Annotated in this window: 24 protein-coding genes and 1 pseudogene; 18 read left to right on the plus strand and 7 right to left on the minus strand. The window is 68.0% G+C overall.

Annotated elements, in window-relative coordinates; translation table 11 throughout:
• The first annotated feature begins 110 nt into the window (after positions 1–110).
• The 4 genes from UAJ10_RS25500 to UAJ10_RS25515 all read left to right on the plus strand — a co-directional run bounded on the left by UAJ10_RS25500 (position 111) and on the right by UAJ10_RS25515 (position 2,643).
• The gene (locus UAJ10_RS25500; protein ID WP_322918094.1) at positions 111–557 is read left to right on the plus strand and encodes a nucleotide triphosphate diphosphatase NUDT15; all 447 of its coding nucleotides are present in this window, start codon (positions 111–113) and stop codon (positions 555–557) included.
• A gap of 307 nt (positions 558–864) precedes the next feature.
• On the plus strand, positions 865–1,632 hold the full coding sequence (locus tag UAJ10_RS25505) for a phosphatase PAP2 family protein (RefSeq protein WP_322918096.1): 768 nt from the start codon (positions 865–867) through the stop codon (positions 1,630–1,632).
• Between the two features lie 139 nt (positions 1,633–1,771).
• The gene (locus UAJ10_RS25510; RefSeq protein ID WP_322918097.1) at positions 1,772–2,035 is read left to right on the plus strand and encodes a hypothetical protein; all 264 of its coding nucleotides are present in this window, start codon (positions 1,772–1,774) and stop codon (positions 2,033–2,035) included.
• Positions 2,036–2,265: 230 nt separating this feature from the next.
• On the plus strand, positions 2,266–2,643 hold the full coding sequence (locus UAJ10_RS25515) for a PilZ domain-containing protein (protein ID WP_322918098.1): 378 nt from the start codon (positions 2,266–2,268) through the stop codon (positions 2,641–2,643).
• Between the two features lie 50 nt (positions 2,644–2,693).
• On the opposite strand, the gene UAJ10_RS25520 is transcribed toward UAJ10_RS25515, so the two are convergent.
• The gene (locus UAJ10_RS25520) at positions 2,694–3,344 is read right to left on the minus strand and encodes a putative bifunctional diguanylate cyclase/phosphodiesterase (RefSeq protein WP_322918099.1); all 651 of its coding nucleotides are present in this window, start codon (positions 3,342–3,344) and stop codon (positions 2,694–2,696) included.
• The gene (locus UAJ10_RS25525) at positions 3,341–3,937 is read right to left on the minus strand and encodes a diguanylate cyclase domain-containing protein (protein WP_322918100.1); all 597 of its coding nucleotides are present in this window, start codon (positions 3,935–3,937) and stop codon (positions 3,341–3,343) included. The genes UAJ10_RS25520 and UAJ10_RS25525 overlap by 4 nt, the downstream gene beginning before the upstream one ends.
• A gap of 394 nt (positions 3,938–4,331) precedes the next feature.
• Between UAJ10_RS25525 and UAJ10_RS25530 the strand changes: the two genes are divergently transcribed.
• From UAJ10_RS25530 to UAJ10_RS25575, 10 genes and pseudogenes are all read left to right on the plus strand, one after another.
• Positions 4,332–5,051 (plus strand): YdcF family protein, encoded by a 720-nt coding sequence (locus UAJ10_RS25530; RefSeq protein WP_322918101.1) that lies wholly within the window; start codon positions 4,332–4,334, stop codon positions 5,049–5,051.
• 51 nt (positions 5,052–5,102) lie between these two features.
• Positions 5,103–6,212 carry a lytic murein transglycosylase gene (locus tag UAJ10_RS25535; RefSeq protein ID WP_322918103.1) on the plus strand — a complete coding sequence of 370 codons (1,110 nt, stop codon included), beginning with the start codon at positions 5,103–5,105 and terminating at the stop codon, positions 6,210–6,212.
• Between the two features lie 43 nt (positions 6,213–6,255).
• Positions 6,256–7,347, plus strand: a complete 1,092-nt coding sequence (locus UAJ10_RS25540; RefSeq protein ID WP_322918105.1) for a septal ring lytic transglycosylase RlpA family protein — start codon at positions 6,256–6,258, stop codon at positions 7,345–7,347.
• Positions 7,348–7,535: 188 nt separating this feature from the next.
• A complete protein-coding gene (locus UAJ10_RS25545) occupies positions 7,536–8,708 on the plus strand; it encodes a D-alanyl-D-alanine carboxypeptidase family protein (protein ID WP_322918106.1) in 1,173 nt (390 codons plus the stop codon).
• An 8-nt stretch (positions 8,709–8,716) separates the two neighbouring features.
• Entirely contained in the window at positions 8,717–9,361 is a 645-nt protein-coding gene (gene tmk, locus UAJ10_RS25550; RefSeq protein WP_322918109.1) for a dTMP kinase, read from the plus strand.
• The gene (locus UAJ10_RS25555; protein WP_322918111.1) at positions 9,361–9,888 is read left to right on the plus strand and encodes a DNA polymerase III subunit delta'; all 528 of its coding nucleotides are present in this window, start codon (positions 9,361–9,363) and stop codon (positions 9,886–9,888) included. Before tmk ends, UAJ10_RS25555 begins: the two co-directional genes overlap by 1 nt.
• 8 nt (positions 9,889–9,896) lie before the next feature.
• Positions 9,897–10,478 (plus strand): hypothetical protein, encoded by a 582-nt coding sequence (locus tag UAJ10_RS25560; protein WP_322918113.1) that lies wholly within the window; start codon positions 9,897–9,899, stop codon positions 10,476–10,478.
• A 64-nt stretch (positions 10,479–10,542) separates the two neighbouring features.
• The gene (gene metG / locus UAJ10_RS25565; RefSeq protein ID WP_322918115.1) at positions 10,543–12,096 is read left to right on the plus strand and encodes a methionine--tRNA ligase; all 1,554 of its coding nucleotides are present in this window, start codon (positions 10,543–10,545) and stop codon (positions 12,094–12,096) included.
• A pseudogene (locus tag UAJ10_RS25570) lies at positions 12,096–12,878 on the plus strand (TatD family hydrolase); the annotation flags it as partial. The gene metG and the pseudogene UAJ10_RS25570, both read left to right, overlap by 1 nt.
• 70 nt (positions 12,879–12,948) lie before the next feature.
• Entirely contained in the window at positions 12,949–13,716 is a 768-nt protein-coding gene (locus UAJ10_RS25575; protein WP_322918116.1) for an MBL fold metallo-hydrolase, read from the plus strand.
• A gap of 33 nt (positions 13,717–13,749) precedes the next feature.
• Here UAJ10_RS25575 and UAJ10_RS25580 read toward each other — a convergent pair whose 3' ends face one another.
• Positions 13,750–15,402: an OprO/OprP family phosphate-selective porin gene (locus tag UAJ10_RS25580; RefSeq protein WP_322918117.1), complete on the minus strand. Its 1,653-nt coding sequence runs from the start codon at positions 15,400–15,402 to the stop codon at positions 13,750–13,752.
• A gap of 612 nt (positions 15,403–16,014) precedes the next feature.
• On the opposite strand from UAJ10_RS25580, the gene UAJ10_RS25585 reads away from it, so the two are divergent.
• The 4 genes from UAJ10_RS25585 to UAJ10_RS25600 all read left to right on the plus strand — a co-directional run bounded on the left by UAJ10_RS25585 (position 16,015) and on the right by UAJ10_RS25600 (position 20,251).
• A complete protein-coding gene (locus UAJ10_RS25585; protein WP_322918118.1) occupies positions 16,015–17,979 on the plus strand; it encodes an SPFH domain-containing protein in 1,965 nt (654 codons plus the stop codon).
• A gap of 102 nt (positions 17,980–18,081) precedes the next feature.
• Positions 18,082–18,504, plus strand: coding sequence for a putative toxin-antitoxin system toxin component, PIN family (locus UAJ10_RS25590; RefSeq protein ID WP_322918119.1), 423 nt, complete (start codon positions 18,082–18,084; stop codon positions 18,502–18,504).
• Positions 18,501–18,761 carry a pilus assembly protein HicB gene (locus UAJ10_RS25595; protein ID WP_322918120.1) on the plus strand — a complete coding sequence of 87 codons (261 nt, stop codon included), beginning with the start codon at positions 18,501–18,503 and terminating at the stop codon, positions 18,759–18,761. The genes UAJ10_RS25590 and UAJ10_RS25595 overlap by 4 nt, the downstream gene beginning before the upstream one ends.
• A gap of 119 nt (positions 18,762–18,880) precedes the next feature.
• A complete protein-coding gene (locus tag UAJ10_RS25600; RefSeq protein WP_322918121.1) occupies positions 18,881–20,251 on the plus strand; it encodes a hypothetical protein in 1,371 nt (456 codons plus the stop codon).
• 3 nt (positions 20,252–20,254) lie between these two features.
• On the opposite strand, the gene UAJ10_RS25605 is transcribed toward UAJ10_RS25600, so the two are convergent.
• Genes UAJ10_RS25605 through UAJ10_RS25620 form a run of 4 tightly spaced genes read right to left on the minus strand, consistent with a single transcriptional unit; the run spans position 20,255 to position 25,456 of the window.
• Positions 20,255–21,058, minus strand: a complete 804-nt coding sequence (locus UAJ10_RS25605) for a transporter (RefSeq protein WP_322918122.1) — start codon at positions 21,056–21,058, stop codon at positions 20,255–20,257.
• 23 nt (positions 21,059–21,081) lie between these two features.
• Positions 21,082–22,038, minus strand: a complete 957-nt coding sequence (locus UAJ10_RS25610; protein ID WP_322918123.1) for a response regulator — start codon at positions 22,036–22,038, stop codon at positions 21,082–21,084.
• A complete protein-coding gene (locus UAJ10_RS25615; RefSeq protein WP_322918124.1) occupies positions 22,035–23,582 on the minus strand; it encodes a hypothetical protein in 1,548 nt (515 codons plus the stop codon). Before UAJ10_RS25615 ends, UAJ10_RS25610 begins: the two co-directional genes overlap by 4 nt.
• Entirely contained in the window at positions 23,582–25,456 is a 1,875-nt protein-coding gene (locus tag UAJ10_RS25620) for a glycosyltransferase family 2 protein (RefSeq protein WP_322918125.1), read from the minus strand. Before UAJ10_RS25620 ends, UAJ10_RS25615 begins: the two co-directional genes overlap by 1 nt.
• Positions 25,457–25,460 lie beyond the last annotated feature (4 nt).

Here is a 25,460-nt window from a genome sequence, read left to right on the forward strand (position 1 = left end):
ACGACTCCGGAACGGGAACGGGGAACGGATACGGGCGCTTGGCGCCGAGGCGGCGGCATGATACCGCTGGCGAGGCCAAATGCGCCACAGCTAGTATCCGGAGCCACAGCATGACCCAATCCCTAGCATCCGCCGCAACGGGCGTGCCCAAGGTCGGCATCGGGGTGCTGATCCAGCGGGAGGGCCGCATCCTGCTGGGCCGCCGGCGCAACAGCCATGGCGACGGCAGTTATTCCTGGTGCGGCGGGCACCTGGAATATGGCGAGACCTTCGAGGACTGCGCCATCCGCGAGGTGAGGGAGGAGTGCGGCCTGGTGGTGCGGCGCCTGCGCTTCCTCTGCCTGCACAACATCCTGGCCTATGACAAGCACTACGTGGACATCCAGTTCATCGCCGAGGAGGTGGAACCGGGCGAGCCCCAGGTGCTGGAGCCGCACAAGATCGCGGATTGGGGCTGGTATGGCCTGGACGCCCTGCCACGGCCGCTGTTCCGCCCGGTGGAGCTGGCCCTGGACGCGTGGGCGGCCCAGCGCAGCTACACGCCGCCGGTGCGCTAGAACGAAGCGAAATCTCTTCAGGGCGTGAGCGCCCGGCCCTAGGTCGTTCGGCGCGACCAATCTGTGACCCACGACCTATTTCCAAAGAACGTCTTTGGCGGCGTCGCGCGCGCCATATAAAGTTTTTGTTACATTTTGTTGGCAGTTACGAGTCGGGATGGCGCGGGTTCGCCCGCCCGACATCGCCGCCATTTCCGGGGCAATGGGGAGAAGAACGCATGTCCGGCCGTGATCGCGGCCGGCGACGCCCGAGGTTTGCCCGATCGCCACCGGAGGCGAGTCAGGGCCAGGGAGGAAGAACGTACAAATGAACGGCTTCGACAGTGCCATCCAGGAATTCCTGACCACCCACGCCTTCACCTCGGACGTGGTGAACCACGCCATTCGCACCATCGCCGACTTCTCGATGTTCAAAGGCCTGTTCCCGGTGGCCGTCCTATGGTGGGTCTGGTTCCGGGGCGGCCGGCGCGGGCTCTGGGAAAAGGAGATGGTGATCGCCACCTTCGTCAGCGGCCTGCTGGCCCTGGGCGTCGGCCGCCTGCTGGCTCATTTCCTACCGTTCCGGGAGCGTCCCATCTACGATCCGGCCGTGCCCTTCCACTTTCCCTTGAGCGGCACCAGCGAAACCATCCTGCGGACCTGGAGCTCGTTTCCCAGCGACCACGCCATGCTGTGGATGGCGGTTTCCACCGGCATCTTCCTGGTGTGGCGCTGGATCGGCGTGCTGGCCATGGCCTACACCGCCATCTTCGTCTGCATGGTGCGGGTCTATCTGGGGCTGCACTACCCCACGGACGTGCTGGGGGGCGCCATCATCGGCGTGCTGATCACCCTGGTCATGACCCGCGACGCCGTCCGGACGCTGTACACCACCCCTATCCTGCGGGTCATGATGCGCTTTCCCGCCCCCTGTTATACTCTGGCATTCCTGTTTTGTTTCGAGTTGGTCACCCAGTTCGACGAGATCCGCATGATCGGCCAATCCGTGCACAAAGTGCTGGAGGCCCGTCACGACGCCGCCGATCCGTCCCCGTATGCGGTGGGGCCCGTGGAGACCGCGGCCAGGCCCAACTGAGACGTCGGCGCCTGCGCGATCCCGTCCCCGCGCCACTTTGGAGATAGCCCGCCCGTCACAATTCCATGGCCGTTTCGCAGCCTGTATAAACAACTTTCGTTGTAGATCAGTGCCCACAATTGTCTGGGAGACGTGGACCATGTCCGATCTTCATGACGATCGCGGGGGTGGTCCCACAGCAACGATAGGGAGCGCCTCCCCCAAGAATCGACCGGCCCATCCGTGCACGGCGACCGACATCGCCCTGACGCGGGCGGCGGAAATGCTTCTGGGCATACGCGGCACCCGGGCCTATGCCGATGCCACCCCCGAGGAACGGCTGGAGCTCGAATCCTACGTTCTTGAGTTGGTCGACGGGCGCCCCCCGAACGGCGCCGCGCGGGCGCATTTCAGTCCGCCCTAGCGCCCAATCCGCAATCACCCAGCTCATTACGTATCCGCAACGGTGGGCGCGCCGAACCGTAAGACGCGCGCCTTAAGACGCGCGTCGCGCAAGAACCTCGCGGGAAAGGCATTCCGCCCGGGCATTTGTGTCACGACGCCTTTGGCGGCACACTCCAGCCATGGCATGGCTTGCGCTCCCGTCTTATCGGGGAAACCGTCGGCCCGTCTGACTTCGTAGGGAGGGGGTTCATGGCCTGGGGCGGTATCAAGCGCGTGCTGTCGAACCTGGTGCGGCCCAGCAACCGTCGGACCTACGACCGCCTGTCGGTTGACAGCCAGGTGCAGCTGAGCTGCGGCGACATCCTCGTATCCTGCCGTATCGCCGACGTTTCCGCCGGCGGGGCTTTTCTGGTTCCCGATCCAGACCTGCCCATCGGGACGGAGGGGGTGTTGCGCCTGCCGGGGGCGCCCGTGGCCGCCGCCGTCCGCATCGTGCGCCGCACCGAGAACGGCGTGGGCATCGAGTTCTTGCGCGACGGCGTGGGCGCCATCGTCGCCGGCTGGGTTCGCGCCGTCAGCGGCACGGGGCCGGCAGCCCGGGATGACGCCGCGCGCACGCCGACCTGAAGGGCCCTTGGCCCGAACCCATAATAATTGCTTGGGAAGCCGACGCGCGCCTACAGCCCGCAGAACAGTTCGAATTCCCTGACGGGCAGGGGCCGGGCGAACAGATAGCCCTGGCCTTCCTCCACGCCCATCCCGCGCAGCAGGCTGCGCTCCCCCTCCGTCTCCACCCCTTCCGCCACCACCTTCAGGCCCATGGCCTTGGCCATGGCGACGATGGCCTGGACGATGTGGCGGGTGCCGCTGTCCTGTTCCATGTCCTGCACGAACTTGCGGTCGACCTTCAGGCAATCCAGCGGCAGCTCGCGCAGGTAGGACAGCGAGGAATAGCCGGTGCCGAAATCATCCAGCGCCAGGGCCACGCCGCAATCGGCGATCCACGCCATCTGCCGCAAGGCCCCCTCCAGATCCTCCGGCAACACCAATTCGGTGATTTCCAGCTGTAGCAGGTGGGGCGGGATGCCCGTTTCCCGCAACAGGACGTCGATCAGCGCGGGCAGGTGGCCCCAGCGGAACTGCCGTTCCGAGACGTTGACGGCGATCTGCAGCGGCTGGCGCCCGGCCTCGATCCAGGTCTGAATCTGTCGGCAGGCGGCGCGCAGCGCCCATTCGCCGATGGGCACCATCAGGCCCGTCTCCTCGGCGATGGGAATGAATTCCATGGGATAGATCAGGCCCCGGGTGGGATGGCGCCAGCGGATCAACGCCTCCCCCCGATGGGGGTGCCGTCGGCGATGGCCACCTTGGGCTGGTAGTGCAGGACGAAGGCCTCATCCAGGATGGCCTGGCGCAGCTCCGTCTCCGTGATCAGCTGGTGGCGCAGCCGCTCCCGCATCTGCTCGGTATAGTGCAGGTAATGGGCGGAACCGGACTTCGCCACCTCACCCTGGGCGATGGCGGCGTTGCGCAGCAGCGCCTGGCCGCTGGTGCCGTCGTCGGGCGACACCGCCACCCCGATCTTGGCCACCATGTACAGGAGCCGCCCCTCCACCAGGATGGGTTCCCCGATGCGGGCGGCCAAGGCGGAGGCGGTGAACAGCGCCTTGCTGGCATGGCTGAGGCTGGGCAGGAACAAGGCGAACTGCGCCCGGGCGATCCGGCAGACGGCGTCACCGCTGCCGCACAGGCCCAGCACCCGCTCGGCCATGACCGCCATGGACGCGTCCAGCGCCTGCTGGCCCAGTAGCTTGTACAGCTCCGCCATGCGCGAGATCTCGATGACCAGCACGGCGCAGGGGCCGCTGTGGCTGGCCAAATGATCATCGATGCGGCGGGTGAAGACGGAAATATCCTGCATTGCACCGGCACCGGAAGGTGCAGCGTCGGTTCTGGCGACGACGGTCAGGCAGGCATCGGTCACGATCAGGGCTAGGCCGGCTTGTTCTCGATTGGGTTTGACCTTAGACCATTTCCTGTCCCGACCGCATGAGGAAACTGCGCCGTCCATGCAATATTCGACAAATACGATGGAATCTGACCGTATCCGGGCCGCTCTGGCCTGAAGCGTTGGCTACAGGGGTAGGCCGGTTACAGGAGTAGGCCTGCCAGGCCTAGGCTTTCCCGCTCAATGATTATGGGAGGCAAATGCCTTGAGTTTTGCCCTGTCCAAGATCTTCTGGACGCTGACGGCGCCCGGCAACTTATTGCTTTTGTTTTTGTTGGTCGGCCTTTTTGCAACCGGGGGCTTCAGGATGCGCCGATCCTTGCTCTGCGCCCGGGCGGCGGCCTTGGGCCTGGCCGTCATCGCCGTGCTGCCCGTCGGCGCGTGGAGCATGCGCACGCTGGAGCAGCGCTTTCCAGCACCCGCCAGCCTACCCGCCCATGTCGATGGCATCATCGTCCTGGGTGGATCGGTCGACCAGGTGGCCACGGCCGAGACGGGCCGGCCGGAGGTGAACGCCGCGGCGGAGCGGCTGATGGTGATTCCCGACCTGGCCCGCCGCTATCCCGACGCCCGCATCATCTTCTCCGGCGGGTCCGGGGAGTTGCGCGATCCCGATGAGAAGGAGGCGCCGGTGGCCCGCGCCGCGCTGGAGGAGATCGGCATGGACATCGGCCGCGTGACCTTCGAGGGGGAGTCGCGCAACACCTGGGAGAACGCGCTGTTCAGCCGCGACCTGATGCGGCCGCAGCCCGGGCAGACTTGGCTGCTGGTGACATCGGCCTTCCATATGCCGCGCTCGGTGGGCATCTTCCGCCATGTCGGCTGGCCGGTGGTGGCCTATCCGGTCGACATCCGGGCGCCCAGGACGCTGCTGTACCGGCCGGACTTCGACCTGCTGCGCGGGCTGGAACTGCTGTCGCAGTCGGTGCATGAGTACATCGGGCTGGTCGCCTACCGCCTGCTGGGCCGCACCGACGCCTTGTTCCCCATGCCCGACGCCGCGGACAGCGCCACCAAAACGCCCTGATTTCATTTCTAGTTTCCGACCATCTTTCCCGCTTCCTTGAGGAATTCGCCTGTGACCCGCTTTCCCGCCAACCGCCCCCTCCTGTCCCGCGGCGCCGTCATCGGCCTGCTGTCGGCGCTGTTGCTGACGGGGTGTGCCGGTGGACCGCCGGCGGCGGCGAACGCCCAGCAGCCATCCGCCCTCCCGCCGGCGCCGGCGCAACCCCCGGCCCCCGCGGCGCCCGCCCCCACCGTCATCACGCCGGAACAGCAGGCGGACTTCGCGCGCTGGCTGGACGGGGTGCGGCAGGAAGCCCAGGCCCAGGGCATCTCCAAGGCCACCCTGGACCTGGCGCTGGCCAATGTGCAGGAGCTGCCGCGCGTCATCGACCTGGACCGCAAGCAGCCGGAAGGCACGGTCACCTTCGGCACCTACGCCGACCGCGTCCTGACCAAGGACCGCATCCAGCGCGGCCGGGACATGATGCGCCAGAACGCCGCCCTGCTGGCCCAGGTCAGCGCCAAGTACCATGTGCAGCCGCAGTACATCGTCGCGCTGTGGGGGCTGGAGACCAATTACGGCCGCGTCACCGGCGGCTTCCGTATCATCGACGCCCTGGCGACCCTGGCCCATGATGGCCGCCGCCCGGCCTATTTCCGTAAGGAGCTGATCCAGGCCCTGCGCATCGTGGAGGAGGACAGGGTCGACCCCGCCACCATGAAGGGGTCATGGGCCGGCGCCATGGGCCAGGTGCAGTTCATGCCCAGCGCCTTCTTCAAGTTCGCGCAGGACTTCGACGGTTGCGGCCGCCGCGACATCTGGACCCGGACGCCGGACGTGCTGGCCTCGGCCGCCAACTACCTGTCCACCGTGGGCTGGGACGCCGGCACCACCTGGGGGCGGGAAGTGACGCTGCCCACGAAAGGTCTGGACGCGGCTGCCGCCGCCGGCCTGGACAAGAAGCGGACGCTGGCGGAATGGGCCAAGGCCGGGGTCAGAGCCCTGGACGGCAAGCCGTTGCCGGCCCGCGCGCTGTCGGCCTCGCTGGTCATTCCGGACGGGCCGGACGGCCGCGCCTTCCTGGTCTATGACAACTACCGCACCATCATGAACTGGAACCGATCCACTTATTTCGCGACCACCGTTGGTTTGCTGGCCGATCAACTTGGCGCGGCGCCGTGAGATGTTGTAGGGTGCAGCCACAATCCATAGCGGTGTGCGAGTGATGAGCCGGGCAAATCTGGTGAGGCGGACGGCGACGGCCGCCGCCGCCAACGAATCGACGGGACAGTTCCCTTGGAAAGCGCCCGCCCTGGCCGGGGCGTCGCTGGCTGCCCTGCTGATGGCCGGTTGCGCCCACAAGCAAGAGGCGCCGGCCCCCACCGCCACCATCAAGACCCAGGCGCCATCGGCCGCCGGCGCGGGCCAGCCCACCTACAAGGTGGGCACCCCCTATCAGATCGGCGGCATCTGGTACTATCCGCGTGCCGATTATGATTACGACCAAACCGGCATCGCCAGCTGGTACGGCCCCGGCTTCCACCAGGAACGTACCGCCAACGGCGAAACTTTCGACCAGAACGAGCTGACGGCCGCCCACCAGACCCTGCCCATGCCCAGCCTGGTGCGGGTGACCAACCTGGACAACGGCCGTTCCATCGTCGTGCGCATCAACGACCGCGGCCCCTTCGCCGCCGGCCGCATCATCGACCTGTCGCGCCGCGCCGCGCAATTGCTGGGCATGGAACAGCAGGGAACGGCCAAGGTGCGGGTGCAGATCCTGGCGGACGAAAGCCGCGCCATCGCGGCGGCGGCCATGCAGGCCGGCGGTGGCCAGGTGGCCCTGAACGCGCCGCCCAGCAGCACGGCGCCCGTGCCCACCACCATGGCGGACGGCAGCCCCGTGCCCAAGGCCGCGCCGCGCCCCAGCGTGACGGTGCAGGGCCAGGCCCTGCCGCCGGCGCAAGGGCCGAGTCCGGCCCCCGCGCGGCCCGTGCAGGCCCCCACCACCGTTCCCGGCACCACGGAACCCGATGGCCGGTTCCTGCCGGCGCCGGTGGTGCAGCAGGTCGCGGTCGGCCCCGGGCCGAAGCGCATCTACGTGCAGGCCGGGTCCTTCACCCTGTTCGACAACGCCAACAAGCTGCGCGCCCGGCTGGCCAGCATCGGCCCGTCCTTCCTGGCGCCCAGCATGGTCAACGGCACGCAGTTCTTCCGCGTCCGCGTCGGCCCGCTGGACACGCCGGAACAGGCCGACCAGGTGCTGGACCAGGTGGTGGCTGCCGGCAACAACGGCGCCCGCGTGATCGTCGAATAGGGCGCGGGTTAGGCTTGAAATGTTCCCGCCGGCCGCCGCACCCTGTGCACCGGGGTCGCCGCCGGTTGGGACATTTTGGCCATAGGCCGTCTGGAGACTGGCATGGACGGCCGTTCATGGGGCATCAGTGCCCCCGCATGCTTTAAGGCTATTAGAGCTATCGGACACGCAGTCGGGATAGAAGAGACATGGAACTGAAGGTTTTGGCGACGCGCGGCGCGGTTAAGGCCGCCTTGGTCATGGGGCTGTTGGGCGGTCTGTTGAGCGGTGTGGCGCACGCCGCCACCATCGATACCGAGGCGCGCCAGGCCATCCTGATGGATGCCGACACCGGCACCGTCCTGTTCGCCAAGAACGCCGACCAGCACATGCCGACGTCGTCGATGAGCAAGGTCATGACCATGTACATGGTCTTCGACCGGCTGAAGAACGGCAAGCTGTCGCTGGAGGACAGCCTGCCGGTCAGCCGCCGCGCCTGGGAACTGGGCGGCGCCAAGACCGAAGGCTCCACCATGTACCTGCCGCTGGGCGCCAACGTGAAGGTGGAGGATCTGATCCGCGGCGTGCTGGTGCAGTCCGGCAACGACGCCACCATCGTCCTGGCGGAGGGCTTGGGCGGCACGGAGGAGGCCTTCTGCCGCAACATGACCAAGCGCGCCCACGACATGGGCATGAAGGACAGCAACTTCACCAACGCCGCCGGCTTGCCGGACGCCAACCACTATTCCACGGCGCACGACCTGGCCATCCTGGCCATCCACACCATCCACGATTTCCCCGAGTACTATCATTATTTCTCGGAGCTGGAGTTCACTTACAACAAGATCAAGCAGGGCAACCGCAACCCGCTGCTGTACCGCAACATGGGCGTGGACGGCTTGAAGACCGGCCATACCGAAGCGGGCGGCTATGGCTTGATCGCCTCGGCCAAGCGCGGCGAGCGCCGCCTGGTGCTGGTGATCAACGGCCTGACCAGCATGCAGAGCCGGGCGGATGAGCCCGCCCGCATCCTGGAGTGGGGTTTCCACGAGTTCGACGACTACGCGCTGTTCAAGGCCGGTGAGACGGTGGACACCCTGCCGGTGTCGCTGGGCACCGCCGCCACGGTGCCGGTGGTCCTCCCCGACGCCCTGAAGATCACCCTGACCGCCGAGCAGCGCCGCGCCATGAAGGTGGCGGTGGTGACACAGCTGCCGCTGGCCGCGCCGGTGGCCAAGGGCGCCACCGTCGCCACCCTGAAGGTGACGGCGCCGGATCTGCAGACTCTGGAAATCCCCCTGCAGGCGGCCAACGACGTGCCGCGCCTGGGCCTGTTCGGCCGCATGGGCGCCGGCCTGCACCGCATGATCTTCGGCAGCTGAGGCGGCGGATGGCGACCGGCCGGTTCATCACCCTTGAGGGCGGGGAGGGGGCGGGCAAGTCCACCCAGGCCCGCCTGCTGGCCCAAGCCCTGACGGACCGGGGGGTGGAAGTGGTGACCACCCGCGAGCCTGGCGGTGGTTCCGACGGCGCCGCCGCCATCCGGGGGCTGCTGGTGGCGGGCGACACGCCCTGGCAGCGCCTGACCGAGGCGCTGCTGCACAACGCCGCCCGGCATGAGAATGTCGAGGCGCTGGTGCGCCCGGCCCTGGCCCGAGGCGCCTGGGTGCTGTGCGACCGCTATGTCGACAGCACCGTCGCCTATCAGGGCTACGCCATGGGCGTGGACCGGGGCGTCCTGGCGGACCTGCACCGCCTGTCCACCGGCGGCCTCATGCCCGACCTGACCCTGGTGCTGGATCTGCCGGTCGAGGCCGGCCTGGCCCGCGCCGGCTCGAGGCCGGGGGCGGAGGACCGGTACGAACGCATGGGCATCTCCTTCCATGAACGCCTGCGGCAGGGCTTCCTGGACATCGCGGCCCACGATCCCGGCCGCTGCGCCGTGATCGACGCCACCGGCGACATCGCCACCATCCAGGCACGGCTGCTGGCCACGGTGGCACAACGCCTGGGCCCGCTGGGGAGGGCCGCCTGATGCCGGCGCCGGCGTTCGACCGGGAAAGCGTGCCGGCGCCCATCGCCACGCACGACCTGATGGGCCATGCCGCGGCGGAACAGACGCTGCTGAAGGCCGCCACCGGGGGGCGCCTGCATCACGCCTGGCTGATCGGCGGACCGCCCGGCATCGGCAAGGCCACGCTGGCCTACCGCTTCGCCCGCTTCCTGCTGTCGGGCGGGGCGGAGCAGCAAGGAGACGGCCTGTTCGGCGCCCCGCCGCCGCCCACCAGCCTGTACGTTTCGCCCGAGAACCCGACCGCGCGGCGCGTCGCCGCCGGCGCCCATGGCGATCTGCTGACCATCCAGCGCACCTGGGATGAGAAGCGCAAACGCTTCAAGCGCGACCTGCCGGTGGAGGAGGTGCGCCGTATCGCCCCCTTCCTGCGCCTGACGGCGGCGGAGGGCGGCTGGCGCATCGTGATCGTGGACGGCGCCGATCAGATGAACCCCAGCGGCCAGAACGCCATCCTGAAAATCCTGGAGGAACCGCCCCCCGGGCGCTGATCCTGCTGGTGGCGGACAACCCGGGCGCCCTGCTGCCCACCATCCGCTCGCGCACCCGCACCCTGATGCTGGAGCCGCTGCCCACCACCACGGTGCGCAGCCTGGTCAACCGCATGATGCCGGATCTGGAGATGGGCGACGCCGCGGCGCTGACCACCCTGTCGGACGGCAGCATCGGGCGGGGCCTGGACCTGGCCGCCGCCGGGGGCCTGGATCTCTACCGCGTGCTGCTGGGCGTGCTGGACACCCTGCCGCGCCTGGACCTGGCCGCCGCCCACGCCCTGGCCGACCAGGTCGCGCGGGCCGGCCAGGACACGGTGTGGGAGACGACGACCGACCTGCTGCTGTGGTGGCTGGCCCGCTTCAACCGCGCGCTGGCCCGCGACCAGGCGGCGGCCGAGATCGTGGGGGGCGAGGCGGCTCTGATGGAACGTCTGTCCTTCGCGGCGCGCCGGGATCGTGCGCTTGATCGCTGGATGGAGGTATGGGACAACGTCAACCGCCTGTTCGCCAAGGCGGAAGGCGCCAATCTCGATCGCAAGCAGGTGATGTTGAGCGCGCTGCGCACGATCGAGGCGGCGGCGTCCTGAACGCTGAAATGCGGTCGCGAAGACCTAAATAATAAACCGACAGCCTGTTAGCCGGAGAGTTGCCATGTCCGGGCGCCCGCCCTTCTACATCACCACGCCGATCTATTACGTGAACGACGTGCCGCACATCGGCCACGCCTACACGACGATCGCCTGCGACGTGATGGCCCGCTTCAAGCGCCTGGACGGTTATGACGTCAAGTTCCTGACCGGCACGGACGAGCACGGGCAGAAGGTGGAGAAGTCGGCCGAGAAGGCGGGCATCGACCCCCAGGCCTTCACCGACCGCGTATCGCAGAACTTCCGCGACCTGACCGGCCTGCTAAACATCTCCAACGACGATTTCATCCGCACGACCGAGCCGCGGCACATCAAGTCCGTACAGGCGCTGTGGCAAAAGCTCGTGGAGAGCGGCGACATCTACCTGGGCTCATACGCCGGCTGGTACTCCGTCCGCGATGAGGCCTATTACGGTGAGGATGAACTGCGCACCGAGGCCGACGGCCGCAAGTTCGCGCCCACCGGCGCCGAGTGCGAGTGGGTGGAGGAGCCCAGCTACTTCTTCCGCCTCAGCGCCTGGACCGACCGTCTGATCGCCTTTTACGAGGCCAACCCGGACTTCATCCTGCCCGCCGGCAAGCGCAACGAGGTCATGAGCTTCGTGAAGGGGGGCCTGAAGGACCTGTCGGTCAGCCGCACCACCTTCGACTGGGGCATTCCGGTCCCGGGCGATGAAAAGCACATCATGTATGTCTGGCTGGACGCCCTGGCCAACTACACCACCGCCATCGGCTATCCCGAGACGGGGGAGGGCACGCCCTACGCCCGCTACTGGCCGGCGCTGCACGTGGTGGGCAAGGACATCCTGCGCTTCCACACCGTTTACTGGCCGGCCTTCCTGATGTCCGCCGGCCTGCAGCCGCCGCGCCGCGTGTTCGCCCACGGCTGGTGGACCGTGGAGGGGGAGAAGATGTCCAAGTCGCTGGGCAACGTGGTGGCCCCGGCCGAGCTGCTGGAAAAGTACGGCCTGGACCAGACCCGCTATTTCCTGATGCGCGAGATCCCCTTCGGCAACGACGGCGACTTCTCCCGCCGCGCCATGGTCACCCGCATCAACAGCGAACTGGCCAACGGCTACGGCAACCTGGCGCAGCGCTTCCTGTCCATCATCCAGAAGAACTGCGGCGCCGTGGTGCCCACGCCGGGTGATTTCACCGAGGCCGACAACGCCCTGCTGAGCGCCGCGCGCGGCCTGCTGCCCACCCTGCGGGCGGAGCTGGACGTGCAGGCCTTCCACAAGGCGCTGGACGCCCTGTGGGTGGTGGTGGGCGACGCCAACCGTTACATCGACGAACAGGCCCCCTGGGCCCTGAAGAAGACGGACCCGGCGCGCATGGCCACGGTGCTGTACGTGCTGGCGGAGGCCGTGCGCCACATCGCCATCCTGACCCAGCCCTTCATGCCGGGGTCGATGGCCAAGGTGCTGGACCTGCTGGCCGTGCCGGCGGACGCCCGCGATTTCGCCCACCTGGACCAGGCCCTGGTGCCCGGCACGCCGCTGCCGGCCCCGCAGGGCGTCTTCCCCCGCCATGTCGAGGAGACGGAGGGGGCCGCCTGATGCCGGACGGTCTGATCCAGAAGCCCTTCCTGATCGACAGCCACTGCCACCTGGACTTCCCCGACTTCGCCGAGCAGCGCGACGCGGTGGTGGAGCGGGCGCGGGCGGCCGGGGTGGGCGCCATGCTGACCATCTGCACCCACCTCAGCCGCTTTCCCCAGGTGCACGCGGTGGCGCAGGCCTATCCCGACGTCTGGTGCACGGTGGGCGTCCACCCCCACCAGGCGCTGGAGGAGCAGGAGCTGTGCACCGTCGAACGGCTGCGTGAGCTGGCGGCGTACCCCAAGGTCGTCGGCCTGGGTGAGACCGGCCTGGACTACTACTACAACAAGAGCCCGCAGGCGGTGCAGGAATCCTCCTTCCGCGCCCACCTGACCGTGGCGCGTGAAACCGGCCTGCCGGTCATCATCCACACCCGCGACGCGGATGAGGACATGATCCGCATCCTGCGGGAGGAGGGCGGGTCCGACGGCAAGCTGCGTGGCCTGCTGCACTGCTTCAGCTCCAGCCCCGAGCTGGGCCGCCAGGCGCTGGAGATGGGCCTGCACATCTCCTTCAGCGGCATCGTCACCTTCAAGAAGTCCGACGAGCTGCGTGACTTCGCCAAGGAAGTGCCGCTGGATCGCATGCTGGTGGAAACCGACGCGCCCTTCCTGGCGCCGGTGCCCATGCGCGGCAAGACCAACGAGCCCTCGTTCGTGGCGCACACCGCGCGCCTGCTGGCGGAGGTGAAGGGCATGGATCCGGCGGACCTGGCGCGCGCCACCACCGCCACCATGCTGACGCTGTTCGACCGTATCCCCCCGCCGAGTGCGGCACCTTCGTCGCCGGGTTCCCGGCGTGAGGGGCGGTATGCGGGTCCGGATTCTGGGCTGCGGCGGGTCCGGCGGCGTGCCGATGATCGGCAACATCTGGGGCGACTGCGACCCGGCCGAGCCGCGCAACCGCCGCCGCCGCGCCTCCATCCTGGTGGAGACGGACGACACCACGGTCCTGATCGACACCGGCCCGGAAATGCGGGAGCAGTTGCTGGACGCGCGGGTCACCCGCATCGATGCGGTGGTGTACACCCACGCGCACGCCGACCACGCTCATGGCATCGACGATCTGCGCCAGGTCAACTGGCTGAACCACAAGCCGCTGCCCGTCTATGCGGACACCGTCAACCTGGGCCAGTTGCAGGAGCGGTTCGATTATTGCTTCAAACCGCAGGACCGGCCGGACTGGTTTCCGCGCCCTTGCCTGGTGCCGCACACCATCACCGGCCCTTTCCGCATCGGTGATCTGGACTTCATTCCCTTCCACCAGGACCACGGCCGCTTCCCCAGCCTGGGCTTCCGCATCGGCGACTTCGCCTATTCCACCGACGTTGTGCACCTGGATGAGAAGGCGTGGGGCGTGCTGGAAGGCGTGGACACCTGGATCGTGGACGCCACTCGCATCGAACCACATCCGGTGCACGCGCATCTGGATCTGGCGCTCAGCTGGATCGACCGGCTGAAGCCCCGGCGCGCCTACCTGACCCACATGAACCACACCATGGACTACCGCACCCTGATGGCGACCCTGCCGCCGGGGGTGGAGCCGGCCTACGACGGCCTGGTGCTGGAGATGGCGTAGCCACCCGGCGCCAGACCGTCCTATGGCGCCGACTTAGTAAGCAACCTGGGCGCGGAAGCCCACGGCCTGGTAACGCAGGCCGGTCTGGTTCTGCAGGGTGGCGCCGCTGAGCTTGCTGACATCCACGATCTGGTAATCGGCCATGAACTTCAGATGGTCGTTGGGATACCAGTTCAGCCCGACTTGGATGACATCCTGCTGGCCGCCGGCCACGCCGCCGGTCACCGATTGGGCCAGGAAGCGCTGGACATGGCTGTTCAGGTCGATGTCGCTGTAGCGGGCGGCCAATTCCAGCGCGCCCCAATCACCCGTCTCGGGATTGAACGGGCGCGCGACCTTGAGGCCGCCGAAACCGCCGCGCGCCGACTGGTACAGACGCGGCTCGCCCGTCAGCACCCAGGACGCGTCGACATAGGCGCCATGGAAGGTGAGGTCGGGCGTCTGGGTGGCGCCGCCCAGGCCGGCCCCGGCCTGATGCTGACGGTTGATGCCGATCTCCACATACTCCGCCTGGACCAGGAAGTTCTGATAACGCACCCCCACTTCGGGGTTCCAGGTATAGACGCCCGTCGCCGGCATGGACCCGGTGTTGATCAGCTTGCTGGTGTCCACCCGCAGTTCCGGCTGGACCGACAGGGCCAGGTTCTGCGCCAGGCGGTTGCTGTCGTTCTGGTTCATGCTGAACACCTTGGACCCGCTGAAGCCCAGGTGGACGTCATAATCCTCGCCATAGACCGGCCGGCCCGCCACGCGCATCACGGCACCCGTCTGCTGGCCATTGGACGGCTGGGTGGTGGAGACGGCGGTGGTGACCGACCCGGTGGTCCCGACGGTTGAGGTCGCGGTGGTGGTGGACTGGCCGCCATACGCCTGGCCCGTCAGGAAGCCGGAGACGAAGAAGCGGTCCTGGTAGTAACGGGCGCCCACGGCGGCGCGGGCGTCGCCGGCGGCGATGTTGCGCTCCACATCCATGATGGCGGGGCGTTCCATGAACATGAAGTCGTTGGAACTGGGCGCGTCCTGCAGGCTGATGTTGGGTTGCAGATAGCCCAGCGCCGCGGTGAAGCCCTTGAACGGCATATAGGCCAGGTTGGCCTCATACAGGTACTGGGTGTTCTGGCGGCCGTCCGGCGACCCGCCGAAGTCGGGCGTGACCGTGGCCGTGACATCGCCATAGCGGAAGACGAAGGGGATGCGGATGCGGCGGGCGTTGACGCCGTCGCCCAAATCCACGCCCGAGCGCTTCACGCTGGCGTTGTCCTCGAAATAGGCGGCCGCGTCGAACTGCGCCTGCAAGCCGATCTGCAGCGTGCCCTTGCCGCCGAACGCGGTGAAGGTGGGGCGGCCGCCGGCCATGGTGAAGCTGCCATTGTCGCCGCTGCTGGCCTCCAGCTTGGCGATGGTCTTGGCCTGGGTGGCCGCCTGCGCCGCGACCTGTTCCGCCTGGACCTTGGTGGCCGCCTGGGCCTGCGCGGTGGCGGCCTCGCGCGCCTCAAGCGCGTCCAAGCGGGCTTGGATGGCCTGGCTGACCTCCATCTGCGCCTGCAACTCGGCACGCAGGCGCTGCACCTCCTGGGTGGCGCTTTCGGCGGCATGGGCCGGCAGCCCGGCCAACAGGCCGCAGGCGGCGGTGAACAGGAACACGCTGGTTCGCCCGTGCCGGGACGTCCGCGTTTGCTTCGACATTTTTGAGTGACCCTTCATCTGTATTCGATCGCACCTGATCGGGATGCGGGGTCAATTTTAAGTGCTATATTTATATATTTATTGCGTCATGTTGATAGTATTTCGTGATGATTCGATAATGAAATCTGAATGTTGGCGGAGTTATACAGTGCAGATATCGGAATACTCTGTTTTCGATATGGGGCGACGCCAATCAACCTGGCGGACTCCGATCACCGCCCCTTGTCCACGCCAACCGGTATGCGTGGCGCGCGGTGCTGGCTGAAAAGGCCGGCATTGCGACTGTGCGTTGTGTCACACCGCCGTCATGGTAAAATCCCTGCCATCGACAAACGGTTCGGGTGCCCAAGAATGCGGCGTTCCGGTTCCTGTCTCTCCCGCCTGCGGCGCGCCTGCGCCGCGATCGGCCTCCGTGTCTAAGGCTTCATCGATATCGGCATGAGCCAGCGTCGCCCCTGACACCGGCGGCCTCCTGACACATCCCCCAATCCCATCCCATTCCGCCTGCCGGATTCCCCTTTACCTGGGCGTCGGCAACGGCGGTATCGCGCCCGGACTCCGTCACGGATCCGGATCGGGCGCCCACATCAAGGTCCGTTGAACGAGGCTTCCATGCTGGAGTTCCCTTCCTGGGCGCTCACCACGCTTTATCTGGTGGGCGGCGTCCTGGGTGTGCTCATCCTGGCGTTTGCTACCGGTGCCGTCGTCTACATCCGCAACGATGCCGTGGGCATCGTCGAGAAGCTCTGGGCCCTGGGCGGCTCGGTTGAGGAGGGCTTCCTGGCGCTGGCGGGCGAGGCCGGCTTCCGGCCGGAAACGCTGCGCGGCGGCTTTCATTTCTTCATGCCGCTGCAATACCGCGTACACCGCGCCAACCTGGTGACGGTGCCCCAGGGCAGCCTGGCCTACATCTTCGCCCGCGGCGGCCAGGCCCTGCCCAACGCCCAGGCGCTGGCCCGCTGGCCGACGGGCGTGGGGGTGGAAAACGCCCGCGCCTTCGTGAGCCAGGGCGGCCAGCGCGGCCCCCAGCGCCGCATCCTGCGTGAGGGCGTCTACGCCATCAACACGGCGCAGTTCATCGTCTTCACGGAATCGGCCACCCACGCCGTGGTGCTGGGCGATGCCAGCGACGTGCGCGCCGTGGAAACCATGCGCCAGATGATCGAGGAGCGTGACGGCTTCCGTCCCCTGATCATCCGCGACCATGAGGACGCGGTGGGCGTGGTCACCGTCCATGATGGTCCCGCCCTGGACCATGGCGAGATCATCGCCCCCACGGTGGGCACCCACGCCGCCGACGGCGCCACCTTCCACAACTCCTTCCAGGATCCGGAGACCTTCCTGGCCGCCGGCGGCCGCCGGGGCCGGCAGGAACAGGTGCTAGTGGAAGGTACCTACTACATCAACCGCCTGTTCGCGACCATCGAGGTACGGCCCAAGACGCAGGTGGACATCGGCAATGTCGGTGTGGTGGTCAGCTTCACCGGCCCACGCGGCGCCGACGTTTCCGGCTCTGACCACAAGCATGGCGAACTGGTGGCCCAGGGCCAGCGCGGCGTCTGGCAGACGCCCCTGCATCCCGGCAAGTACGCCATCAACCCCTATGCCGTGAAGGTCAGCACGGTACCGACCACCAACTTCGTCCTGCGCTGGATCGAGGGGCGCAGCGAGGCCCACGGCTTCGACGACAACCTGGCGGAGATCAAGCTCATCACCAAGGACGCGTTCGAGCCGGTGCTGCCCCTGTCCATCGTCGTGCACATCGGTTACGACGACGCGCCCTGGGTGGTGCAGCAGTTCGCGGACATCAAGAAGCTGGTGGAGCAGACGCTGGACCCCATGGTCAGCGCCTGGTTCAAGGACGCCGCCCAGAGCCGCACCCTGATCGAGCTGGTCAACCAGCGCGCCGAGGTGCAACGCGAGGCCCTGGCGGCCATGAGCGCCCGGTTCGCCAAGTACCGCCTGAACGTGAAGGAGGTGATGATCGGCACGCCGCGCGCGGCCAAGGGCGACACCCACATCGACACCATCTTCGAGCAGCTGCGCGCCCGCCAGGTCGCGCGGGAGAAGGTGGAGACCTATGAAAGCCAGCAGGTGGCCGCGGCCAAGGAGCTGGAACTGCGCGCGGCCGAGGCGCGTGCGGCGGCCCAGGGCGACCTGACCAAGTCGTCGGTATCCATCGAGGTGGCGCAGAACCACGGCCGCGCCGAGCTGGCCCGCAAGACGCAGGAGGCGGAGGCGACCAAGGTGATGGCCGAGGCGACCGCCATGCGCACCCGCACCGAGGGCCGGGCCGAGGCCGACCGCGTGGCCGCCATCGGCGATGCCAACGCCCAGGCGGCCAAGGCCCAGGTCGACGCCTTCGGCGGTGCGGAGATGGCCCTGTCCAAGGAGGTGGCCGCCATGCTGAGCGGCGCCATCACCCAGGCCAAGGTGCCCCTGGTCCCCACCGTGACCATGGGCGGCGGCGAAGCCGGCCACGCCACCCTGGTGGACGCGCTGATCAGCCTACTGATGGCCCAGGGCGGCCTGGAGCAGCTGGTGAAACGGCCGAAGCCGCCGGAGACGGCGGCGTAAGATCAGGAGGGTTCAGGAAGGCCGGGTCGGAAACGATCCGGCCTTTCGCACATCCTGGCGATTTTAATTATGGTATCGCCTGTGATGTGACATTATCCCATCATGAGATTGGTTCTGGACACAGACGTCATTGTCGCCGCACTCCGTAGTCCGACCGGAGGCTCCGCCGCGCTTTTGCTGGCGATTGACGATGGCGCTGCCAAACCCCTGGCTACAGTGCCGTTGTTCCTTGAGTACGAGGCGGTCAATCGCCGCCCCGAGCATTTAGCGGCTACGGGGCTTAGCGGCAGCGATTTGGATGACTTTTTCAATTACCTCGTCGAGTTGGTTGAGCCCGTTGAAACCTGGTTCCTGTGGCGGCCTCAACTCCGCGACCCTGGAGACGAGTTGGTCCTGGAGGCGGCCGTGAATGGGCGGGCTGATGCGCTGGTCACGTTCAATCGGCGCCATTATCTGCCTGCGGCCAACCGTTTCGGCATTCCCGTTCTCCTGCCTGGCGAAGTCCTATGGAGGTTAAGGCTGTGACGACCAAGACATCGACATATCCTCTGCGTCTGCCCGTTTCCGTGAAGGCGGAGGCGGAGCGGCTGGCCGCTCAAGACGGGACCAGCCTCAATCAGTTCGTGGCAACGGCGGTGGCGGAGAAGTTGTCCGCCATGCGGACAGCCACGTTCTTTGCCGAACGTCAGGGTAAAGGAGACCGCGTCGCGTTCCGGCGGCTGTTGACCCGGGAAGGGGGGCAGCCTCCGGCGGCAGGCGACGAAGTGTTGAGCCGCGAATAGGGGATGATGCCACGTGGCTTCAAGGTGCTGGATTTCAGGGTGATCTGTCGCGGAAATGACTCTGATCCGGGGTATGGTCCCGTCCATCCGTGATGGTCCCCGAGAAAACAGGGTCTTAGATGCGACACCCCTTTCCCCTCCGCCGCTGCCTGTGCCTGACGGCCGCCTTCTTCTTCGCCGCCCAGCCGGCGGCCTGGGCGTGGAGCAACCACACCCTGTGCACTTGGCCGGCGGTGGAGGCGATGCCGCAGGTGGCCGGGCATAGCGTGCCGGCGGAAACGCTGGCGGGCTTCCTGGCCAAGGAGGCGGCGGCCCTGCCCAAGGTTCTGGAGGAGGAAGAGCAATGGGCGCGGGCCCATGTCCCGTTCTACGCCCCCCGGCCGGACGGGCTGGCCTTCAAGGTCGCCGTTGACGCCGACGCGGCGGCGCTGAAGCAGGCTTTCGTCCACGCCATCCGCGTCAATGAGGAGGTGCCCATCGCCCTTTACCGGCAGCGGCCGCCGGGCACCGACGCGGCGGCGGGGCGGGGGATGGACTGGCCGGCCCTCAGCATCCTCAAGAACCCGGAAGACGTGGACTTGAAGCAGATGGAACGGCTGGAGGAGGGGGAGGCGGTGCCCGTGGCCGACGTCGTCGCCACCGCGTCCAACGAGCCGGACTTCGGTCTGGATATCGGGCTGTTCCAGGACAACGGCCAGAAGCAGGGGGCGCTATACAGCTTCGGCACGCAGCCCTTCGGCAACCCGCTGCTGGACTATGGCAGCCAGGCGCCCTTCCACATGGGTTTCTACCACGAGTCCGGCATCCTCTATAAGGCGGCCCCATACCTACAGAAGACCTATCCCGAGGCGCGGGTCCACCTGTACATGACCCTGTCGCGCTTCGCCTTCGCGCAGGGGCATCCCTATTGGGGCTGGCGCTTCGCCGGCTGGGCCATCCACTACGTCCAGGACATGGCGCAGCCCTATCACGCCCGCGTCCTGCCCGGCGTCGGCGTGCCGTCCATGCTGTGGACCAGCGTGCTGGACATGGCGGGCGTCCACGGCCCCAAGCTCGCGGCCCTGAATCGCGTCACCAACCGCCATACCTCGCTGGAGAACTACCAGAAGAACCGCATGGCGGCGGCCTACGCCCGGGGGGACATGGGCGACCCGCTGCTGGCGGCCCTGCGCGACACCCACGGCGACACGGCCGTGCAGCGGCTGCAACCCGACACCCTGCGCGAGGTCAGCAGCGCGCAGTCGGTGGCCGTGGCCGACGCGCTGGACGCGCAGTTGGAGCGCAGCTTCCCCGCCCGCTATGTCTCGGATGCCGCCACCAACCTGGATGGCAAGGACGCCGACCTGTACGCGCTGTCGCGCCAGGCGCCGGCGGCGGAGCAGGCCAAGCTGGCCGACATGGTGGCCGACCGCATGCGCCAGGCGGGGCGGGACACGCGGGCGGTCATCCGCGCGGTGGCGCCGGACGATACCGCCGCCGCCCAGCGCTGAAGGTCAGAAGCTGACCCAGACGGAGCCCAGCCACGTGTGCTCCTCGCCCAAGTTCACGTGATAGGGCGAGAAGGCGTAGCCGACCTGCAGCGAGACATGGTTGGCCACCTGGCGCACCACCGAGAACTCCAGCTTGGAGATCTTATAGGGCTGGTACCCGGCGCCGGCGTCGCCCACGGTCAAGGTGGTGAAGGACTGGGCCAGCAGCATCCAGTCCTCATCCGGACGGATGCCCAGTGTCAGGTCCAGCTTGGCCTCGTCCGCCGGCGGGCCGGTGCGCACGCGATAGCCGAATTCGCCGTCGAAGAAGGCGGGCAGGCTGAAGACCGTGAGGTTGGTGCCGTACAGCGCCCGCGTCTCATAATCGGGATGGCCGGAACCCAAGGCCGGCTGCCGGTCGGCGTCATAGCCGGTGGGCAGGCTGACCAGAGGTTGCAGGGAGAGGACGGAGCCGGTCTGGTCGTCGTGCCACAGGCGGAAGCGGCCGGCGACCTCAAGATCCGAGAACCCCTCGGTCCTGGTGGTGGCACCGTTGACGTCGCGGGCGGTCAGCCGCTGCCAGCGCGGCTGCACCTGCAGCGTGGTGCTGTCAGTGAGGCCGTAGGCGACCAGGGGGCTGATCTCCAGCTTCTCGAAGTCGTTGCTGCCCTGGATGACCTGGCCGGCCGCCGGGCTGGACGAGGTCATGCTGGAAACGGTGGTGATGGTCTCCACCGTGCCCGGCGCCGTCGGCCAGGCGCCGGCGCCCGCCGAGGTGGAGGCCAGGGCGGCCGCGAAACCCAGAACCAGACCAGTCAGACGGCGCATCGCGTCGTTTCCTTCACGTAAGATCACGGCTTGGCGTGCAGGCCGACGGGCACGATGCGGTTGCCGCCGTCGCGCTTGGCGTCCTCCACCGCGCCCAGGGCCGGGGCGAGGCCGCCAGTGGCCAGCGCGTCCGGCCCGACCACGGCGATGCTGGCCGTCACCCGGTTGGCGATGGACGACATGGGGTGCAGCATGTTGGCGGCGGCCAGGGCGGCCTGGACGCGGCCGGCCAGCGACAGGGCGTCGTCCGGCGGTTCCACCACCACGGCCAGGGTGGCGGCGTCGGCAACGGCCATCTGGTAGCCCAGTTTGCCCGACACGCCCCCCACCACCTGGGCCAACTGCGCCACCAGCGCCGTGCCGGCCTCGGCCCCCAGCACGCCGACATAGCTGGGGAAGGCGTCGATGGCCAGCAGCAGCAGGGCGGGCCGCCGCCGCATCTCCTTGCGGCGGGCCAGCAGCGCCTGCAGGGCGCGGGCGTCGGGCAGGCCGGTCACAAGGTCGATGCCGGGCCCGGCACCCTCCAGCGCCTTTTGCAGGGCGGCGTTGGCGGCCAGCAGTTCCGTTTCCCGCCGGGTGCGCCGTTCCGCCTCCAGCCGCAGTTGCAGAGCGGCGCGCACGCGGGTGACCAGGGACACCGGCTGGGCCGGCTTCATCACGTAATCCATGGCGCCGGCGATGAAGGCCTGGTTCAGGTACTCCTCCTCCTCCATGGCGGTCACCATGATGATGGCCAGGGTGGCGTAGCGTCGATCGGCCTTGATGCGGCAGGTGGCGTCGATGCCGTCGCCATCGCCCAGCTGGATGTCCATCAGCACGACGGAAACGGGCGGCGGGTCGGCGTTGGGCTCATCCAGCTTCAGGTAGCGGTAGGCCTCCTGCGTGCTGGCCGCCTCGGCCACGGGGCCATAGCCCGTTTCCTCCAGGATCACGCGCAGATGCATGCGCATCTCCGGCATGTCATCGACGATGAGGATCATGGCGCGCGCTCCCTGGGGGCCGGCCCGTCGCTTGCGGCGGGGGCGGCCGATACACGTTGATAGACGCGCCAGCCGGCGCGGTCGAAGGCCAGGCGATAGCCATCCCGGCCCTCAGCATAAAAGGTGGGGAAGGCCTGGTTGAACATATCCTGACGCGCGGCGGGCGCCCCCTCGGGGTCGGGCAGCACGACATAGCCGGCGTCCAGGCGGCGCATTAGCAGGGTGGCCTTCAACCGGTCGGAGGTCGGCAACACCAACCCATCCGCCCGGCCACGCGCGTCGATGATGGCGGCGGTGCCGGCGGGATCCAGCGCCACGTCATCCACCCCACGCAAGAACAGGCCCACCGCCTGCTCGGCGGTCGGCGCCGGCGGCGCGCCGGCCGGCCGGGCCAGCGCGGCGCGCCAGGCCAAGGTGTCCGGCGTGGGATAGAGCGCCATCACGGCGGCACCGCCCGCCCAGCCGGCGAGCGCCAGCAGGCAGAGATACAGGGGCCGCAGGCGCCGGGGACCCGTCGCCGCCGCGCCAACGGCCGCGACCGGCACGAGGAAGGCCAGCACGGTGCCGGGATAAGGCGCGCGATCGGTGAGCGAGGCCAGCACCAGGGCGCAGAACACTCCCACCGCCGGCAGCAGTACCGCCGTCACCAGCAGGCCGGCGCGGCGCAGCGCCGCCAAGGACGCCAGGATCAGCGGGGCGGAGGCCAGGGCCGTCCCCAACCCCATGCCCAGGGCGCCCAACGGCGTGCCGCCCGGTCCCAGCAACCAGGGCGTGCCGCCCACGGCCACGTCGGGCAGCTGCGCCAGGAAGGCCAGCGCATGGCCGTGGAACAGCCAGTTGAGATAGGCCAGGGCCGCCAGGCTCAGCGCCACGGGAAACAGCAGCACCAGGAAGCCGCCCACGGCGGAACTGACGATCAGGGCCGGCGGCAACAGGCCGGCCAGGAAGGGCAGCATGCCGATGAGGACGAAGGCGCCAGCGGGATCCGCCAGGAACAGCAGCACCAGGCTGCCACCCGCCACGGCCATGGCGTCCACGCCGCCTTCCACCCGCATGGCGATGGCGGCGCGGCTGAACCACACCATGGCCAGCAGGGCGGGGGCGATGCCGTTGCCCTGGCCGGCTTCGGCCAAGGCATAGGGGTGCAGGGCCAGCAACAGGCCGGCCGCCAGGGCGGCGCCGGCGCCATATCCCGCCTGGGTGAAGCCGCGCACCAACGTCACCGCCAACGCCGCCAGGCACAGCGTGTCCACCGCCAGGGGGATGGGCAGGGTGTCCATGCCCGGGATCCAGGCGGCCACCAGGTTCAGGTAGTAGGGCAGCAAGGGGTAGGATGTGGCGAAGTGATGCCGGAAATAGGGGCCGTCGCCGGCCGACAGGATGGCGTCGCGCCAGCCGGCCAGCGTGGCGCCGCCCATGAATCCACCGGTCAGCGCCATCTCGGCCACGCCGCCGGCCAGCAGCAAGGCCCCGATGAACACGGCGGCGGAGAACAGGGGGCCGAAGAACGGGGCCGCGCGGCCGGGATGGGAAGCGGCGCGCATCACTTGCCCACGCTGGCCAACGCCTTGGCCACCTCCTGCTGTGCCACCTTGGACAGGCCGTGCTGGGTCTTTTCCCAGTAGAAGGGATTGCGGATCAGCTGCCACAGGCCCTTGTAGGCCGCGACCGACATCAGGGCCCAATAGCCCGCGACGGTCAGGCCCCAGGGCGCCAGGGTCATCCAGCCGCGCTTCACCGGCGCCAGGATGCTGAGATAGGTGAACAGGCCGTTGCCAAGTATCAGGTTGATCAGGCTGAGGTACAACAGCACCGGCGGAAACACCGGGTCCAGCCAGTCACCGCCCACCACCAGCCACAGCGCGTAGAAGGCCCAGAACAGCGGGTTCAGGATGCCCGACAGCATGGTGCCGCCGATGAAGAACTGGAAGCCCCAGAAGCCGGCATGGCCGATGGACTTATAGAGGCGCAAGGGGTGACGCATGTGCACCAGGTAGGTCTGCATATACCCCTTGATCCAGCGGGACCGCTGCCGGATCCAGTTGGGGATGCTGCAGTTGGCCTCCTCGAACGTGGTGGAGTTCACCACACCCACCCGGTAGCCCTTCTGCGTCAGGCGCACGCCCAGGTCGGCGTCCTCCGTCACGTTGAAGGGATCCCAGGCGCGCAGGTTGCGCAGCACGTCCATGCGGAAGTGGTTGGAGGTGCCGCCCAGCGGAATGGGAATGCGCAGGCGCTCCAGCCCCGGCAGCATGAAGTCGAACCACAGCGAGTAATCCAGCGTGAACATGCGCGTCAGCCAGTTCTCACCGGCATTGAAATAGTTCAGGCGGCACTGGATGCAGGCGGTCTTGGGCCCCGCCTTGTTGAAGGCGACGATGACCTTTTTCAGCTGGTCGGGCTCCGGCTGGTCCTCGGCATCGAAGATGACCAGGAAGTCGCCACGGGAGAAGTGCAGGGCGTAATTGCAGGCCTTGGGCTTGGTCTGCGGCTTGGACGCCGGCACGCGGATGATCTCGAACACGCCTTCCAGGCCCAGGGATTTGGCGGCGTCGATGGTGTCGCGGTCGCCCGCCTCCAGCACCAGCTTGATGTCCAGCTTGGCCAGGGGATAGTCCAGCCGCCGCAGGGCCGCCGCCAGGATGGGCAGCACCTCCGGCTCCTTGTACATGGGCACCAGGATGGTGAAGACCGGCAGGTCCTCATCCTTCAGCGCCCGCACCTCCGCGTCCGTCACCTTGCGGTCGACGTAGGTGGTGTCGCTGCCGAACCACACCAAGGTCAGCTTCAGGAAGAAGTTGCCCAGGTAGAACAGCCCCATCACCAGGTTCAGCGCGATCGCCGTGGCGACGGGGGCCAGCGCCAAGCCCAGCAACAGGACCGAGACCATAAGATAAAAGAACACGCCCTGCTGCGGCGTGATCACCGTCTTGGCGGAGTTCTCGGGATCGATCTCCGCCAGGCCGTACACCGCCTCGTGGCTATATTCCGTCTCGAAGGTGCGCTGCAGGGTCCACAGGATGTCGAATTTCGAGGTGACGACCATACGCACCTTGGGCCCGAAGCGCGACCGGGCGAACTGCAGGGTGCGCGGGCCGGGGTCGGCGGTCGCCACCACCACGGCCTCGCCGTCGCGCCGCCAGGGGAGGACCAGCAGGTCGGCGTAGGTGTCGGCGTCCTCCGCCACCGCCAGGCCATCCTCCGGCGGCTCGGCCATCAGGTCGACGAAGGGCAGGGTGAAGCGCTCCGCCAGCGTGCTGTAGAGGTCGCGCGGCCGGACATAGCCCAGGGCCAGCAGGATGTCGCCGAAACGCACATGCCACGACTTCTGCACGCTGAGCGCCTTTTCCAGCCGCTCCACCGTCAGCAGCCCCTTGGCGACCAACAGCTCGCCGATGGGTTGGTTCTGGGACAGCACAGCC

Origin of the sequence: Nitrospirillum guaranorum, assembly GCF_034653275.1 — a bacterium.
GTDB lineage: Bacteria > Pseudomonadota > Alphaproteobacteria > Azospirillales > Azospirillaceae > Nitrospirillum.